The 16,494-nt window shown below is 59.7% G+C and carries 12 protein-coding genes; 10 read left to right on the forward strand and 2 right to left on the reverse strand.

What is annotated here, in order from left to right; translation table 11 throughout:
- Nucleotides 1–52 precede the first annotated feature (52 nt).
- Nucleotides 53–1,072 carry a glucokinase gene (locus tag HDE72_RS06015; protein ID WP_183737939.1) on the forward strand — a complete coding sequence of 340 codons (1,020 nt, stop codon included), beginning with the start codon at nucleotides 53–55 and terminating at the stop codon, nucleotides 1,070–1,072.
- Nucleotides 1,073–1,074: 2 nt separating this feature from the next.
- Here the strand turns inward: HDE72_RS06015 and HDE72_RS06020 are convergent, their stop codons facing one another.
- On the reverse strand, nucleotides 1,075–2,466 hold the full coding sequence (locus tag HDE72_RS06020) for a flavin monoamine oxidase family protein (protein ID WP_183737941.1): 1,392 nt from the start codon (nucleotides 2,464–2,466) through the stop codon (nucleotides 1,075–1,077).
- A gap of 81 nt (nucleotides 2,467–2,547) precedes the next feature.
- Between HDE72_RS06020 and HDE72_RS06025 the strand changes: the two genes are divergently transcribed.
- The 9 genes from HDE72_RS06025 (at nucleotide 2,548) to typA (ending at nucleotide 15,198) form a co-directional block, all read left to right on the forward strand.
- Nucleotides 2,548–3,120, forward strand: coding sequence for a TetR/AcrR family transcriptional regulator (locus HDE72_RS06025; RefSeq protein ID WP_183737943.1), 573 nt, complete (start codon nucleotides 2,548–2,550; stop codon nucleotides 3,118–3,120).
- Between the two features lie 429 nt (nucleotides 3,121–3,549).
- The gene (gene scpB, locus HDE72_RS06030; RefSeq protein ID WP_183737945.1) at nucleotides 3,550–4,350 is read left to right on the forward strand and encodes an SMC-Scp complex subunit ScpB; all 801 of its coding nucleotides are present in this window, start codon (nucleotides 3,550–3,552) and stop codon (nucleotides 4,348–4,350) included.
- A complete protein-coding gene (gene rluB / locus HDE72_RS06035; RefSeq protein ID WP_183737946.1) occupies nucleotides 4,343–6,367 on the forward strand; it encodes a 23S rRNA pseudouridine(2605) synthase RluB in 2,025 nt (674 codons plus the stop codon). Before scpB ends, rluB begins: the two co-directional genes overlap by 8 nt.
- Before the next feature lie 347 nt (nucleotides 6,368–6,714).
- Nucleotides 6,715–7,203, forward strand: coding sequence for a ribosome maturation factor RimP (rimP, locus tag HDE72_RS06040; RefSeq protein WP_183737948.1), 489 nt, complete (start codon nucleotides 6,715–6,717; stop codon nucleotides 7,201–7,203).
- A complete protein-coding gene (nusA, locus tag HDE72_RS06045) occupies nucleotides 7,200–8,765 on the forward strand; it encodes a transcription termination factor NusA (RefSeq protein WP_183737950.1) in 1,566 nt (521 codons plus the stop codon). The genes rimP and nusA overlap by 4 nt, the downstream gene beginning before the upstream one ends.
- Nucleotides 8,766–8,811: 46 nt before the next feature.
- Nucleotides 8,812–11,676 (forward strand): translation initiation factor IF-2, encoded by a 2,865-nt coding sequence (gene infB / locus HDE72_RS06050; protein WP_183737952.1) that lies wholly within the window; start codon nucleotides 8,812–8,814, stop codon nucleotides 11,674–11,676.
- Between the two features lie 109 nt (nucleotides 11,677–11,785).
- Nucleotides 11,786–12,208: a 30S ribosome-binding factor RbfA gene (gene rbfA / locus HDE72_RS06055; RefSeq protein ID WP_183737954.1), complete on the forward strand. Its 423-nt coding sequence runs from the start codon at nucleotides 11,786–11,788 to the stop codon at nucleotides 12,206–12,208.
- Nucleotides 12,198–13,136: a tRNA pseudouridine(55) synthase TruB gene (gene truB, locus HDE72_RS06060; protein ID WP_183737956.1), complete on the forward strand. Its 939-nt coding sequence runs from the start codon at nucleotides 12,198–12,200 to the stop codon at nucleotides 13,134–13,136. The genes rbfA and truB overlap by 11 nt, the downstream gene beginning before the upstream one ends.
- A gap of 229 nt (nucleotides 13,137–13,365) precedes the next feature.
- The gene (typA, locus tag HDE72_RS06065; RefSeq protein ID WP_183737958.1) at nucleotides 13,366–15,198 is read left to right on the forward strand and encodes a translational GTPase TypA; all 1,833 of its coding nucleotides are present in this window, start codon (nucleotides 13,366–13,368) and stop codon (nucleotides 15,196–15,198) included.
- A 96-nt stretch (nucleotides 15,199–15,294) separates the two neighbouring features.
- Here typA and HDE72_RS06070 read toward each other — a convergent pair whose 3' ends face one another.
- The gene (locus HDE72_RS06070; RefSeq protein ID WP_183737960.1) at nucleotides 15,295–16,479 is read right to left on the reverse strand and encodes a Ca2+-dependent phosphoinositide-specific phospholipase C; all 1,185 of its coding nucleotides are present in this window, start codon (nucleotides 16,477–16,479) and stop codon (nucleotides 15,295–15,297) included.
- Nucleotides 16,480–16,494 lie beyond the last annotated feature (15 nt).

Here is a 16,494-nt window from a genome sequence, read left to right on the forward strand (position 1 = left end):
CGTTCATCCTTTAAGCTTGGCGTCCCATGGGTCCCATTTCAACATTAAAATCATGAGCGCATCGTCTTCTCCTGCACTGCAATCTTCCGCTTTTGCCGATGGTCCACGCCTGTTGGCCGACGTGGGCGGCACGAATGCCCGTTTCGCCCTGGAATTGTCTCCTGGCAACATCACCCTGGTGGAAGTGTTGCCCTGCGCCGATTACCCCAGTTTGACCGCTGCCCTGCAAGCCTATCTGGCCTTGCCAGCCGTGGCCGCTGCCGGTGGAGCGGCGGTGCGCCACGCCGCGATCGACATCGCCAACCCGGTCGATGGCGATTTCCTCAGCATGACGAATCATCACTGGTCCTTCTCGATCAGCGCCATGCGCGCCGAGTGCGGTTTCGTGACCCTGGACGTAGTCAATGATTTTACGGCTCTGGCGCGCGCCTTGCCGCTGTTGTCGAATGAAGAGAAACATCAGGTCGGCACAGGGTCGGCCCGCCAGAATACGGCGATTGGCCTGATCGGCGCCGGCACCGGCCTGGGCGTATCGGGCCTGATCCCTGCGCATGGCAGCTGGGTTGCCCTGCAAAGCGAAGGCGGCCATGTCAATTTCGCGCCATCGAATGAAGTGGAAGTGGCGATCCTGCAATATGCCTGGCGTGAATTCGAACATGTCTCGGCCGAGCGCTTGTTGTCTGGCGATGGCCTGGAACTGATTTACCGCGCGCTGGCCGACCGTGCTGGCGTGTCATCGGAAGGCTTGAGCGCGGCGGAAATCACGCGCCGCGCGCTGTCGGGCGAATCGCTGCTGTGCGACGAGGCCATCGAAGCGTTTTGCTGCGTGCTCGGTTCGATGGCGGCCAATGTCGCCGTCACCCTGGGCGCGCTGGGCGGCATTTATATCGGCGGCGGCATCGTGCCACGCCTGGGCGAGCGCTTCGACCGTTCGGGTTTCCGCGCCCGTTTTGAAAGCAAGGGACGTTTTACCAATTATGTCTCGCAAATCCCGACCTTCGTGATTACTGCGCAATATCCTGCTTTCCTGGGTGTTTCGGCCATTCTGTCGGAAAAACTCGGCACGCAATAAGCTCAGCCGTAGATCCGCCGCGCTTCGCGCCAGCCTGACAGCAGGGCGCCGTGGACGGTGCCGCTGTAATCGTTGTGGGTGGCTTCTCCTGCGAAATACAGCTTGTGCTGAATTGGCGCCGCCAATTTCTTGCGGTCATCGGGTAGCGCATCGACTCCAGGGAAGGAGTAGCTTCCGCGCGCGTAGGGATCGGCCGCCCAGCGCGTGATGTGCCAGCTTTCCGCTTGCATGGCGGCGCTGCCATAGATGCTGCGCAATTGCTGCATCGCGCTGGCCACGATGGCTTCATCCTGCATGCCTTCCAATAAGCGCGCCGCGTTGCCGCCATTTAAGGCGCACAATATCGGCTGGCCCGTCACGCGCTCCAGTGCATACCAGTTCGACCAGATACCCTGTTTGGTATCGAGTTGCGTGATGATGTCGCTGGCATCCCAGAAGACCTTGGGGAAGCGCAGATACAGTTTGTCGTAGACGCCCATGCCGAGGCGGGCGATGGCGCCGGTTTTTTCTGCTGGCAGTGCCGGCGTGAAGACCAGCTTGCCTTCCTTGAGCACGCCGAGCGGCAAGCTGACGATGACCTTGTCCGCGCTGAGCACGCCCTGGCTGGTGTGCACCTGGACTGCGGGGCCGCGATAGTCGATGTGTTCGACGACATGGCTGGTCAGGATGGTAAGTCCTTGCGCCAGGCGCTCGACCAGCTGGCCATATCCGCCTGGAAACACCACTTCGCGCCCGCCGAAACCCGACCCCTCTTGCAGCGCCCATGCCGCGATCTCATCGACGCTGGCGCCGTAGTCGTCTTCCACATTGCGGCTGAATAATTCAAAGGCGGCGGTTTTCCGGCCGGCCGGCAAGGCGCTGTCTTGCAAGGCCTGGCGCAGCGCATCGTGCATGGAGAGCGGGGTGCCGGCTTTTTTTTCCGCGATGCTGGCCATGCGGTCGGCGAGCTGGTCCTGGTCGGCAGCAAGTTGCCGGCGCCACGCCGCTGTCACGGGCGCGCCGTCAGCGTCATACAAGCGGCTTTCAGCGAGGTTGTTACTGAGCGTACCCGCATCGTAGACGGTGGTCGGGATGTCCAGCTGCCGGGCCAGCGCCGCCACCGGGTTGTTGTGCACGCCATGTATCCATGAAGCGCCCAGGTCGACCGGCGCGTCGGGCCAGCTGCGGTCGGTCCAGATGCGCCCGCCCAGCCGTTGGCGAGCTTCGATCATGGTGACGCGGCAACCGGCGCGCTGCAAACGCTGCGCTGCAGCGATGCCGGCGATCCCGGCGCCGATCACGATCACGGACGGCATGGGGCGGCTGGGCCGCGCGGTGGCGATGGATGGCGCGAGCGCTGCGGCGATGGTGGCGAGAGAACGGCGCAGCAGGCTGCGGCGGTACAGGGACGGCATGGTAAACTCCTTGATTACATTGAAATGCCTAATGGTACATAAATGTACCACAATGAGCATAAATGCTTCATATGGAGTGCCATGTCAAGAACGTCTGAAAATATTCTGGATGCGGCCGCGATGGTTTTGTCGCGTGACCGCAGTGCATCGATACAGCACATTGCCAAGGCGGCCGGCGTCAGCCGAACCACCTTGGCGCGCTACTTTGCTACCCGCGAACTATTGATCGCCGCGCTGGTCGGGCGGGTGCTGGGCGAGGCCTTGTCGATGCTCGACGCCGCCGGGCTGGAGGAAGACCCGGTCGATGTGGCCTTCACTGCGCTCGCCAGGCATTACCGGGCTATCGGGCAAGTATGGGGTTTGGGATATGGGCTCGGCTATAGCTGGCTGCATCTGGTGGAGCTGGTGCCGGGCATGGATGCGGCGGTCGATAAAATCGAACAGCGCCTGCATGCCTTTTTTGAGCGCGGCCAGGTGCAGGGCGTGTTTCGCCAGGACCTGCCGGCGCAATGGTTGGTCGGCGCCTTGCAGGGGCTGGCGGAAACCACCTCCGATCTGATCGCCGACGAAGCGATGGGCGCGCGCCAGGGAGCCGATTTTCTGCTGGCCATGTTTTTGAATGGCGCCAGCGCCAGGGCTGGGCTGGCGCGCTAGCCGGGCGGCTTGTCTGTTTTTCGCATCGCGGTCGGGTAAAACGCGTGTTTTACCCGGTTTTACGCTTTTCCTCTTTTTATCAGGTACAATTGGCATCGTTGGATGAAACGACGACTGTCGCTCAATTGCCCGGCTGAGGATTACGCCGCTGATGTAGCGATTGCTCCGGATTACGTTTCAGCGCTGGTTATTTAATTGGTTAATTAAGACCGGCACCATGGATGGCGGGACGTTCACCGCATCCGCATGACTCCCGCTTTGCGCGCATCGGCCAAGGCGTCGGAAAAAACAGCCTCAACTTGTAACCCAGCATGGCGTCATTACCGATGTCCGCCCTGTCTTATGTTACGTTGAATTGTTACGTTGAAATGAACGTTTTGATTTCTTTCTCTGCATACGAATTGCAACACATATCCGCACAGAACTGCTATGAATACAATTGAGGCTAAAAAAGTCCTCGAAACCGCATTGCTGTGCGCTCGTGAAGCGTTGACGATCCATAGCCTGAAAAAGCTGTTCGTCGATGCAGACGAGAATGGCCGCGTGCGCGGTGTCGGCGTCGGCGCCGATACCATCAAGCAGTTGCTCGAAGAGTTGCGCCAGGAGTGGGAAGGCCGCGGCATCGAGGTGGTTAGCCTGGCGTCGGGCTGGCGTTTTCAAAGCCGGCCGGAAATGAAGATGTATCTCGATCGTTTGACGCCAGAGCGTCCGCCCAAGTATTCGCGGGCGACCCTGGAAACCCTGGCCATCATTGCCTATCGCCAGCCCGTAACGCGCGGCGATATCGAGGAAATTCGCGGCGTGGCCGTCAATTCCCAAACGATCAAGATGCTGGAAGACCGCGGCTGGGTCGATGCGATCGGCTACCGCGACGTGGTGGGACGGCCAGCCTTGCTGGCGACCACCAGGCAATTTTTGGATGATCTGGGCTTGAGCTCGCTGTCCCAGCTGCCGCCCTTGCAGCAAATCAGCGAGATGCAGGGGAACGGAATGGAAGCCCTGGAAGCGGCCCTGCAAGAAAATTTTGATAAAGCAAAGAATGACGCAACGGATGACGTTGCACAACAGCTTGGTGCAGGTAGCAATGCCGCTGTAACTGAAGTGACAGCAAGCCCTGATGCCGGCCCCGATGCTTCGCCCCTGGATGAAGCCTACACTCACGACCCTGCGCCAGAACTAACGGTTGACGCTGCGCCAGGTCAGCACAGCCAAGAAACGAATAATGAATAATCCGAATACTCCCGAGACAAATACCGCCAGCGACGACATCGTCGCCAAGCCCAAGCGCCGCACCAAGGCTCAGATAGAAGCCGATGCAGCCGCTGCCAGCACCGCCAGCCCGGCGGCAGATGCTGCCGCCAAACCAAAACGCCGCAGCAAAGCCGATGTGGCCGCCGATGCGCCCGTCGCTGCCGTAGACGCCGAAGCGGCGCCAGTGGTCAAGAAAACCCGTGCCAAGCCAGCCGCCAAGGGCCTCGTCGCTGCTGCCGAAGCGGCCGCCGATGCCGTCGCGGCGCCAGCGCCTGCAGCGCGTCCGCCACGCGCCCGCGCCGCCGTCAAGGCGGCTGTTGAGTCCGTTGAGACTGTTGCTGACGAAACCACTGCAGCGCGCCAGCCGCGCGGACCGCGCCAGATGCGTGGCGTGCAAGCCGAGCGCGCATTGCGCCAGCCGCCGCGTGAAACCGTGGAAGCCGCGCCTGCGCCAGCCGAGCCCGTCGCTGAGCAAGTTGACGCCGACGGCAATCCGCGCCAGCAGCGCGCCCAGCGCAACGATTTGCCGGGCACGGGCAAGAATGCCGGCAAGAGCCGTAAAAAAGGCAAGGGCCGCCAGGCTGCGCCAGGCAAGCTCAATGAAGCCGACGCGGTGTTCTCGTTTGTTACTTCCGACGCTTTCGACAGCGAAGAAGGCGGCACGGGCCGCATACAAAAGGCGGCCGTGCGCCGCGACCTGACCTCCGAGGACGATGCGCCGAAGCTGCACAAAGTGCTGGCCGAAGCCGGTCTCGGTTCGCGCCGCGACATGGAAGACCTGATCATTTCGGGCCGTGTTTCCGTCAATGGCGAGCCGGCCCATATCGGCCAGCGCATCTTGCCGACCGACCATGTGCGTATCAATGGCAAGCTGATCCAGCGCCGCGTCAGCAAGAAGCCGCCACGCGTGCTGGTGTACCACAAGCCGGCCGGAGAAATCGTCAGCCACAACGACCCGGATGGCCGTCCTTCCGTGTTCGACCGCTTGCCGACCATGAAGGCAGGCAAATGGCTGGCCGTGGGCCGTCTGGACTTTAATACCGAAGGTTTGCTGCTGTTTACGACTTCCGGTGATCTGGCCAACCGTTTGATGCACCCGCGCTATGGCATTGACCGCGAGTACGCCGTGCGTACCCTGGGCGAGCTGGAAGAGGGCATGCGCCAGAAACTGCTGGCCGGCGTCGAGCTGGAAGATGGCCTGGCACAATTCTCGAAGATCGCTGATGGCGGCGGCGAAGGCATCAACAAGTGGTACCGCGTGGTGATCGGCGAAGGCCGTAACCGCGAAGTGCGCCGCATGTTCGAAGCAATCGGCCTGACCGTCTCGCGCCTGATCCGTACCCGTTACGGTGCGATGGTCTTGCCGAGCGGCCTGAAACGTGGCCGCTGGGAAGAGATGGATGAAAATACCGTGCGCGACCTGCTGACCGCCTACGGGATTGAAAAGAAAATGCCGGCTTCCGGTGATCCGCGCGCCGCTGGCGCCGCCAAGGGCCGCGAAACGCGCAAGGCTGCCCGTGATGACGAGCCGAATGGCAATCGCATCGATGTGAGTAACCGCAACGCCGATCCTTTCCCGGTCGCGCCGCGCCGTGGCCAGCCGCAAGGCCAGTTTGCCCGTCCGCAAGGCCAGGGTCGCCCAGGCGGCAGCGCACGTCCCGGCGAAAGCCGTGGTCCGGGCCGTGGCCAGCCACAAGGTCCGTTCCAGGGTGCGCCTCGCTCGTCGGCATCGTTCGATGGCCAGCCGCAAGGCCAGGGTCGTCCGCCGCGCGCAGCCGGCCAGGGTCAAGGCCAGGGCCAGGGACGTCCGGGTGGCGAAGGCCGCGCGCCGCAGCGTGCTCCGCGTCAGCCTGATCCACTGCAAACGACGTTCGGCTTTGCCAATTCGGCGCCGCGCCGCAATGGTGGCGGTGCTGGCGGTGGCGCCGGCCAGGTGCGTTCCGGTGGTCAGCCGCGTGGTGGCATGGATGGCATGCCGCGCCGCCGCAAAGGCTGATCGGGATACGCTAGTCGTGCATCCGGTTTCTGTGCCGGATGCGCAATTCTTGTGGCTGAGACTGTTGTAAGCAGGGCCACGCCTGTCGTGCGGCATTGCGGCGCAGTTAATAAGAGGTTATAATCTGCAGCCTAATAAAAGTTCTCCGCAGGGTAGTTTGGTGGGGAGTGCTTTCATCTGGTTGGGGAAATACAAGAAGATGGGCAGATGCCCATTTTTTTTTTGTTGAACCGTTTGTAATGGCTCCGCGAGGGGCCATAAATGACTTGAACGTGTTTTTTTGCATGCCGCCAGCGCCGAAAAGGATGTTGCGATGCAAAAAACAGGCCTTATTTCTGGAGAATTTCTTGCAGCAGTTGGAATTAATTGAAAAGACAGTCACCGGTCTGGGCTATGAGCTCGTTGATGTTGAACGTGCCGAGCGCGGCCTGCTGCGCGTCTTTATTGATTTCAGCGCCGCCGATGCCGCTGAAAAAGGTCCGATCACGGTCGAAGACTGTGCCACGGTCAGTCACCAGTTATCGCATGTGTTGACGGTAGAGAACGTTCCTTACGAACGTCTCGAGATTTCTTCCCCGGGCCTGGACCGGCCGGTGCGCAAGCTGGAAGACTTTGTCCGTTTCGCAGGCTATGAAATCATCGTCAAGCTGCGCGTAGCGATGCCGGGTACGAACAACCGGAAGTCGTTCGAGGGGACCTTGCAAGAACCCGTCGGCGATAATTTGTCGTTGGAATTTGAAGGTAAGGATGGTCCGGCGATGTTGGAGTTTACGCTCGCCGACGTGGATAAGGCACGCTTGGTGCCAAAGGTGGATTTTAAGGGACGCAAAGCATGAGCCGCGAAGTTTTATTATTGGTTGACGCGCTGGCGCGCGAAAAAAACGTCGATAAAGATGTCGTTTTCGGCGCGCTTGAATTCGCGTTGGCGCAAGCCACGAAGAAACGTTATGAGGGTGAAGTAGACATCCGCGTTTCGATCGACCGTGATTCGGGCGAGTTTGAATCGTTCCGCCGCTGGCACGTGGTGCCCGATGAAGCAGGCCTGCAACTGCCGGATCAAGAGATCCTGCACTTCGAGGCTAAAGAACAGATCGCCGACATCGAAGTCGATGACCACATCGAAGAACCGATCGAGTCCGTCGACTTCGGCCGCCGCTTCGCGCAAGACACCAAACAGGTGGTCCTGCAGCGCGTGCGTGACGCCGAGCGCGAACAGATCTTGGTCGATTTCCTGGAACGTGGCGATTCGCTCGTTACCGGCACCATCAAGCGCATGGAACGCGGCGATGCAATCGTCGAGTCCGGCAAAATTGAAGCGCGTCTGCCACGCGACCAGATGATCCCGAAAGAGAATCTGCGTATCGGCGACCGCGTACGTGCTTTCATCTTGCGTATCGACCGCAATATGCGCGGCCCGCAAGTGATTCTGTCACGCACCGCTCCAGACTTCATCATGAAGCTGTTTGAGCTGGAAGTGCCAGAAATCGAGCAAGGCATGCTGGAAATCAAATCCGCAGCCCGCGATGCCGGCGTACGCGCCAAGATCGCCGTCTACACGGCGGACAAACGCATCGACCCTATCGGTACTTGCGTCGGCATGCGCGGTTCGCGCGTGCAGGCTGTGACCGGTGAACTGGGCGGCGAGCGCGTCGATATTGTGTTGTGGTCGGAAGATCCGGCCCAGTTCGTCATCGGCGCCCTGGCGCCAGCGAACGTCTCGTCGATCATGGTCGATGAAGAAAAGCACGCCATGGATGTCGTGGTCGACGAAGAAAACCTGGCAATCGCGATTGGCCGTTCCGGCCAGAACGTGCGCCTGGCTGCTGACCTGACCGGTTGGAAGATCAACATCATGACGGCCGAAGAATCGGCTGACAAAGCTGCCCAGGAAACGGCTGCCGTGCGCATCCTGTTCATGGAAAAGCTCGATGTTGACCAGGAAGTGGCCGACATTCTGGTGGAAGAAGGTTTCGCCAGTCTGGAAGAAATCGCTTACGTGCCAATTTCCGAAATGCTGGAAATCGAATCGTTTGACGAAGATACCGTCAATGAACTCCGTACCCGTGCGCGTGATGCGCTTGTGACTGAAGCGATTGCTTCGGAAGAGGGTCTGGAAGGCATGGACGAGGCGTTGGTGAGTCTGGAAGGCATGGACCGCGTCACCGCCGGCAAGCTGGGTCTGGCTGGTATCAAGACCGTTGAAGCATTTGCAGCACTGGCATACGACGAATTTGGCGCAATCCTGGCCTTGTCTGCGGACCGTGCGCGTGAACTGATTACAAGTGAATTTAAAGATGTGACCGACGATGAGATGAAGTTGGTTGACTCGAAATACGACGATCGTGCCAAGGCTTTGCTTGCCAAGGCATGGAGTCTGGCCGAATCCGCAAAGGCTTAATTTGAGTATCTTTATCATCTCCGCGACACATAGAAAAGAGGACTGAATGGCGAGTAACAACGTAGCCCAATTTGCCACCGAACTGAAGATGCCTGCAGATTTGCTGCTGACGCAGCTGCGTTCTGCCGGCGTCGAGAAAAGTTCGACGTCAGATCCATTGTCGAAAGATGATAAGGACAAGCTTTTGGATCATCTGCGCCGCACCCATGGCGCAGCGGCTGACACAGAAAAGAAGAAAATCACCGTGACCCGCAAGGAAACGACCGAAATCAAGCAAGCCGATGCAACCGGCAAATCGCGCACCATCCAGGTGGAAGTGCGCAAGAAACGTACTTTCGTCCAGCGTGATGAAGCCGCGCCGGTAGCAGCAGAACCGGTCGCGCCTGCCGCGCCGGTGATCGATCACGCCGAAGTGGCGCGCCGCGAAGAAGACGCCCGTAAACAGGCTGAACTGATCGCCCGCCAGGAAGCCGATCTGCGCGAAAAGCAAGAACGTCTGGCCAAGCTCGACGCAGAAAAAGAAGCCCAGGCGAAAGCCACGCAACAGGCTGAATTAGCTGCCAAGAAAGAAGCCGACGCAGAAGCCAAGAAAGCCGCCGCCAAGGCCGCGACCGTGGTTGCTGCCGCTGCCGCAGGTACGCCTGCCGTGGCTGACGATGCTGCTGCTGAGGCGAAAAAAGCTGCCGTCGCTGAAGAAGCGAAGAAAAAAGCTGCTGCCGCTGCCGTTGCTGCCAAGGAAGCTGCTGAAAAAGCCGAAGCCACCGAACGTGCCCGCAAGGCCGTAGCGGACGAGGTCGCCCAGATCAAGGCCATGATGAACGCGCCACGCCGCGCCATCAAAGCCCCTGAGCCAGTCCCTGTTCCGGTCAAGCCGAAGGCGCCGGAAGGCACGCTGCACAAGCCGGCCGACAAGAAACCTGGCGACAAGCCAGGCGACAAGAAGCCAGCCGTTGCCGATAAAAAATCGATCAAGTCGGCCAATGTGTCGTCGACCTGGTCGGATGACGCGAAAAAACGCGGCGCTACCGGTGGTCCCAAGCCACGCGGCAATAGCGGCCCGGCGGGTCGTGACAGCTGGCGCGGTGGCGCGAAGGGCCGTCGCCCGACGCACCATGATGACCGTGAATCGAACTTCCAGGCGCCGACTGAAGCCGTCGTCAAAGATGTGCACGTGCCAGAAACGATCACCGTCGCCGAACTGGCGCACAAAATGTCCGTCAAGGCATCCGAAGTCATCAAGCATTTGATGAAATTGGGCCAGATGTGCACCATTAACCAGGTGCTGGATCAGGAAACGGCCATGATTCTGGTCGAAGAAATGGGCCACAAGGCATTTGCTGCTGAACAAGACGATCCGGAAGCCTTGCTGGCCGACGTGGGCGAACACGCGCACTTCGAATCCAAGCCACGCGCACCGGTGGTGACCGTCATGGGTCACGTCGATCACGGTAAAACATCCTTGCTCGATTACATTCGTCGCGCCAAAGTTGCTTCCGGCGAAGCTGGTGGCATTACGCAGCATATCGGTGCTTACCACGTCGATACGCCACGCGGCATGATCACCTTCCTCGACACCCCAGGCCACGAAGCGTTTACCGCCATGCGTGCCCGTGGTGCAAAAGCAACCGACATCGTTATTCTGGTGGTTGCCGCCGACGATGGCGTGATGCCGCAAACCAAAGAAGCGATTGCCCATGCGAAAGCAGCTGGCGTACCGCTGGTGGTGGCGATCAACAAGGTCGACAAACCGGGCGGCAACGTCGACCGCGTGACGCAAGAACTGGTCGCCGAACAGGTCGTGCCGGAAGAATACGGTGGCGAATCGCCATTCGTGCCGGTATCGGCCAAAACGGGTCAAGGTATTGACGAGTTGCTGGAACAAGTGCTGTTGCAAGCTGAAGTGCTGGAACTGACAGCGCCGGTCGATGCACCTGCGCGTGGCCTGGTAGTTGAAGCGCGCCTGGACAAGGGCCGTGGTCCTGTTGCAACGATCCTGGTGCAGTCCGGTACCCTGAAGCGCGGCGACGTGATTCTGGCTGGCTCGTCGTATGGCCGCGTGCGCGCCATGCTGGACGAAAACGGCAAGGCGATTGCCGAAGCTGGTCCATCGATCCCGGTAGAAATCCAGGGTCTGACGGAAGTGCCAGTGGCTGGTGAAGAAGTGGTCGTCATGGCTGACGAGCGCAAGGCGCGTGAAATTGGTCTGTTCCGTCAAGGTAAGTTCCGTGACGTGAAACTGGCCAAGCAACAAGCCGCGAAACTGGAAAACATGTTCGACCAGATGGCCGAAGGCGAAGTGAAAAACTTGCCATTGATCATCAAAACCGACGTGCAAGGTTCGCAAGAAGCGCTGGTCGGTTCGCTGCAGAAACTGTCGACCTCGGAAGTGCGCGTACAAGTGGTACACGCTGCCGTCGGTGGTATCTCGGAATCGGACGTCAACCTGGCAGTCGCTTCGAAAGCGGTCATCATCGGCTTCAACGCCCGTGCCGACGCGCAAGCACGCAAGCTGGCCGAGTCGAATGGCGTGGACATTCGCTACTACAACATCATTTACGATGCGATCGACGAGATCAAATCGGCGTTGTCGGGCATGTTGGCGCCAGAGAAACGCGAAACCGTTATCGGCCAGGTCGAGATCCGCCAGGTTATCCTGGTCTCGAAAGTGGGCGCAATTGCCGGCTGTCTGGTTACCGATGGCGTGGTCAAGCGTGCTTCTTCCGTCCGCCTGTTGCGCAACAACATCGTGGTGTGGAGCGGCGAGATCGACTCCCTGAAACGCTTCAAGGACGACGCGAAAGAAGTACGCGCCGGTCTGGAGTGCGGCCTGTCGCTGAAGAACTACAACGACATTCAGGTTGGCGACACCCTGGAAGTATTCGAAGTTCAGGAAATCGCTCGTACCCTGTAATTGTCATACTCCGCGCGGACTTGTCCGCGCAAACACGTGGGGCGCATTGGTCAACGGGCAACCGTTTGACCCATGCGCCCTGCGGCACTTAGGACAGCATAGAAATATCATGGCTAAACATAGCAAAACCATGCCAGCGCGCGGCTTGCGCGTGGCTGACCAGATCCAGCGCGACCTGGCCGAAATCATCTCCTACGAACTCAAGGACCCGCGTGTCGGCACGATGATCACCGTGACTGAAGTACAGATCACGCCTGATTACGCGCACGCCAAGGTGTTTTTCACGATGTTGAAAGACAGCAAGGAAGCCATCAAGAACACCACCGAAGGCTTGAGCGCCGCAGCCGGCTTCATCCGTGGCCTGCTGGGCAAGCGCCTGCACATCCACACCTTGCCGATGTTGCATTTCGTACACGACAGCTCGACCTCGCGCGGCATGGAAATGTCCTTGCTGATCGACAAGGCCAACGCCACGCGCGCGGCCGATGCCGAGCCGGACGTCAAGCCTGAGTCGGACGAGCATGGCCGGTAATAAGCGGCCGCCCGGCATCAAGCGGGTGCGTGACCTGGTCGATGGTGTGTTGCTGCTGGACAAGCCGGTTGGCTGGTCCAGCAACGATGCCTTGATCAAGGCCAAGCGCGTGCTGAACGCGAAAAAAGCGGGCCATACAGGCACGCTCGATCCGTTCGCCACCGGCTTGCTGCCGCTGTGTTTTGGTGAAGCGACCAAGTTTTCCCAGGATTTGCTGGAAGCGGACAAGACCTATGAAACCGTGGTGCATCTGGGCCTGACGACGGATACGGGCGACACCGAAGGCACCGTGCTGGAAACGCGCGACGTCAACGTGACGCAAGAGCAGATCGAGGCCGTGCTGGTCCAGTTCCGTGGTCCTATCATGCAGACGCCGCCGATGTATTCGGCGCTGAAGCGCGATGGCAAGCCGCTGTATGAATATGCGCGCGCCGGCATCACCCTGGAGCGCGAAGCGCGCCCGGTGACCATCCACAAGCTGGAATTTATCCGCTATGAAGCGCCGTTTTTGACGCTGTCGGTGATGTGCAGCAAGGGTACGTATATCCGCGTGCTCGGTGAAGACATCGGCGCGGTGCTCGGTTGCGGCGCCCATCTGAACGCCTTGCGCCGCACGCAGGTGGGTAGTTTGACTATCGATGGCGTCATCACGCTGGACGAATTGACTGCGCACGCAGCGCCGTTCGGCTTGCTGGCGCCGGTCGATGCCTTGCTGTCGAGTTTTCCGGCGATCCAGTTGACGGAAGAGCTGGCAAAACGCTTTCTGCACGGCCAGCGCATCGCCCTGGGCAAGGAAGAAGTTGTGGTTCCAAACGAGCCGGGCAGGGTGCGCGTGTATCACGAGAGCAAACTGCTGGGTACGGGCCAGTTGCAGGAATACAGCATCCTGGCGCCGGAACGTCTGATCGCCACGGCGCAGCAGCAGTAAGTTGTAGCAAAGTCACAGCAAAGTCACAGCAAAGTCATATTAGTCAGCGACACTGTTCATCCGGTGTCGCTTTTTAAGCAATCCGTCGCCGACCGTTGGAGCCGCCAGCATTTTTAAATAGCGTTGCAGCGCAACATGCTATACTACGCGGTTCCGGAAATAGATTAGCATTCGGGTATCTCGTACACCTACGTACGCACTCCGCAGTTTTTCAGTAACTACTACGACCATGTCAAATACAAAACGCGCAATTCGCAACATCGCAATCATCGCCCACGTTGACCACGGCAAAACGACCCTGGTGGACCAACTGCTGCGCCAGTCCGGCACCTTCCGTGAGAACCAGGCGGTCGACACTCGTGTCATGGACTCGAACGACCTCGAAAAGGAGCGCGGCATTACGATTCTGTCGAAGAACTGCGCCGTTGAGTACGAAGGCACCCACATCAATATCGTCGATACCCCAGGCCACGCCGACTTCGGTGGCGAGGTAGAGCGCGTACTGTCGATGGTTGACTCGGTTCTGCTGCTGATCGATGCACAAGAAGGCCCGATGCCACAAACCCGTTTCGTCACGCGTAAAGCGCTGGCACTGGGTCTGAAACCTATCGTTATCGTCAACAAGATCGACCGTCCGGGCGCACGTCCGGACTGGGCCATCAACCAGACGTTCGAACTGTTCGACAAACTGGGCGCGACCGACGAGCAACTGGACTTCCCTATCGTTTACGCTTCGGGTCTGAACGGCTACGCCGGCCTGACCGAAGATGTACGCGGCGGCGACATGAAGCCAATGTTTGACGCCATCCTGGAACACGTTCCAGTGCGTGACGACAATCCAGAAGGCCCGCTGCAAATGCAGATCACCTCGCTGGACTACTCGTCCTACGTCGGCAAGATCGGCATTGGCCGCGTCAACCGCGGTACCGTCAAGGTCGGCCAGGACGTGCTGGTCATCAATGGTCCAGGCGCCACGCCGATCAAAGGCCGCATCAACCAGGTGCTGAACTTCAAGGGCCTGGAGCGCGTGCTGGTAGACGAAGCTGTTGCCGGCGACATCTGCCTGATCAACGGTATCGACGAAATCGGTATCGGTTCGACCCTGTGCGCACTGGACACCCCAGAAGCGCTGCCGATGCTGACCGTCGACGAGCCCACCCTGACCATGAACTTCATGGTCAACAACTCGCCACTGGCTGGCCGCGAAGGCAAGTTCGTGACCTCGCGTCAGCTGCGTGACCGTCTGGAAAAAGAATTGAAAGCCAACGTTGCTCTGCGCGTAGCGCCGACCGACGACGACACGATCTTTGAAGTATCGGGCCGCGGCGAGCTGCACCTGACGATTCTGATCGAAAACATGCGTCGCGAAGGCTTCGAGCTGGCTGTATCGCGTCCACGCGTGGTATTCAAAATGGTCGATGGCGTGCGCCACGAGCCGTTTGAAAACCTGTCGGTCGACGTTGAAGAAGTCAACCAGGGCGGCGTGATGGAAGAACTGGGCCGTCGTCGTGGCGACCTGCAAAACATGGAATCGGATGGCAAGGGCCGCGTGCGTCTCGAGTATCTGATCCCTGCGCGTGGCCTGATCGGCTTCCAGGGCGAATTCATGACCCTGACCCGCGGCACCGGCTTGATGAGCCACGTGTTCCACGAATACGCACCAGTCGACAACACCCGTGGCGAAATGGCTGGCCGTCGTAACGGCGTGCTGATCTCGCAAGACGACGGCGCTGCTGTTGCCTACGCTATCTGGAAACTGCAAGACCGCGGCCGCATGTTCGTATCGCACAATGACCCAGTCTACGAAGGCATGGTCATCGGTATCCACTCGCGCGACAACGATCTGGTCGTCAACCCGATCAAGGGCAAGCAGCTGACCAACGTGCGTTCGTCGGGTACCGACGAAGCAGTGCGCCTGGTACCACCTATCCAGATGTCCCTGGAATACGCAGTGGAATTCATCGAGGACGACGAACTGGTGGAAATCACCCCGAAATCGATCCGTCTGCGCAAGCGTTTCCTGAAAGAGCACGAGCGTAAAAAAGCGTCGCGTGACGCGTAATATGTTGTAGAGCGTGGCCTGCGGGCCATGCCGCACTCAAACCCGCTACGGGCATGCCTTCTGGTATGTCCGTAGCGGGTTTGTTGTTTCTGGCGTTTACTTTAGGGATGGCGCTGGGTCTGGCCGCACGCGCGCTGCATCGCCACCCGGCAGTTTGATCACATAATCGGTCTTGTAGGCATTGCCCGGCTGCTCAAAGTCGGTGGAGACGATCTGCGCGCCGCTGGCGAAGGCGGCATGGGCGCGCCGCATATCGTTGGTCTTGGCTTCAAAGGTCTCGATGTCCGAGCGGGTGCGCACCAGATAGCCCTGTTCCACGTATTGACGGATCTGCTTGCCACGCACCAATGCGTTGTCCATCAGCAAGAAGGCCGCATGGTCTTCGCCCGGCTCGGCGCGCAAAAAGGCGGCGCGGCCTTTCAAGGACGGGTGGCCGCTCAGGTAGCCGGCGGCGCCGCTGGGGCCGTTCGCCGTCATCAGCAAGAACAGCACCTTGCCACGTGCACTGGCCAGCGCAGGCCAGTTGTCGGCGCGCACGGCGGCATTCAGGGTGGGGTAGTTGCCGCGCAAATCATCGGGCGTGATGATGCGCTCGCGGCCCATCACCGACAGCAATTCCTGGTCCAGGTCATCAAACAGCGCCGGCGTGAACGGCACGGTGTGGGTGGCGCCGGGCAGGATGGGCAGATCCTGGTTCTTGGCCTCGATCAGGATAAACAGCGGCACGTGGCCGGCATGTGCATCGGACCAGCCACGTATCTGCTGCAGGCACAGGTGCAGGGTAGGGCAGTTGCTGCGGAAGTCGATGTCCGGAATATGCAGCACCTTGAAGCCGGGCTGGTCCAGGCCAGCCGCATTAAATGGCAGTAAATCAGTGATGCCCTGTTCGCGCAGCAACTTGTAGCCTACCGGATTGGCATAGATGCCGCCCTTGGGATCGGGATTGATGTCGATCTCCAGGCTGCGCACGCCCAGGTTCAGCTGGGTTTCCAGGCTGGGGTGGCTGTACTTCAGTAATTCCGAGGCCGACATGCTGTTCGGATGCTCTTCCTGGAACAGGGCGCGCGCCGCCGGTGGCATTTTCTCGATGAAGCTGCTGAAGTCGGGGGCCTTTTCTTCAAACAGCTTTTCCATCTGCGGATCGAGTCCTTGTCCGTAGCTGTTGTGGGTGCCGAGCACCTGCAACCGGTTGATCTTCATGTCGGCCGGCAACTGTGGCGCTTCGACTGCGTAGGCGGATGGGCAGAGCAGGCAGGCCAGGATAAGTGTGTGCAGTTTCATGATGTATTGGTTGTT

This window comes from Janthinobacterium saanense, from assembly GCF_014200675.1.
Classification (GTDB): domain Bacteria; phylum Pseudomonadota; class Gammaproteobacteria; order Burkholderiales; family Burkholderiaceae_D; genus Janthinobacterium.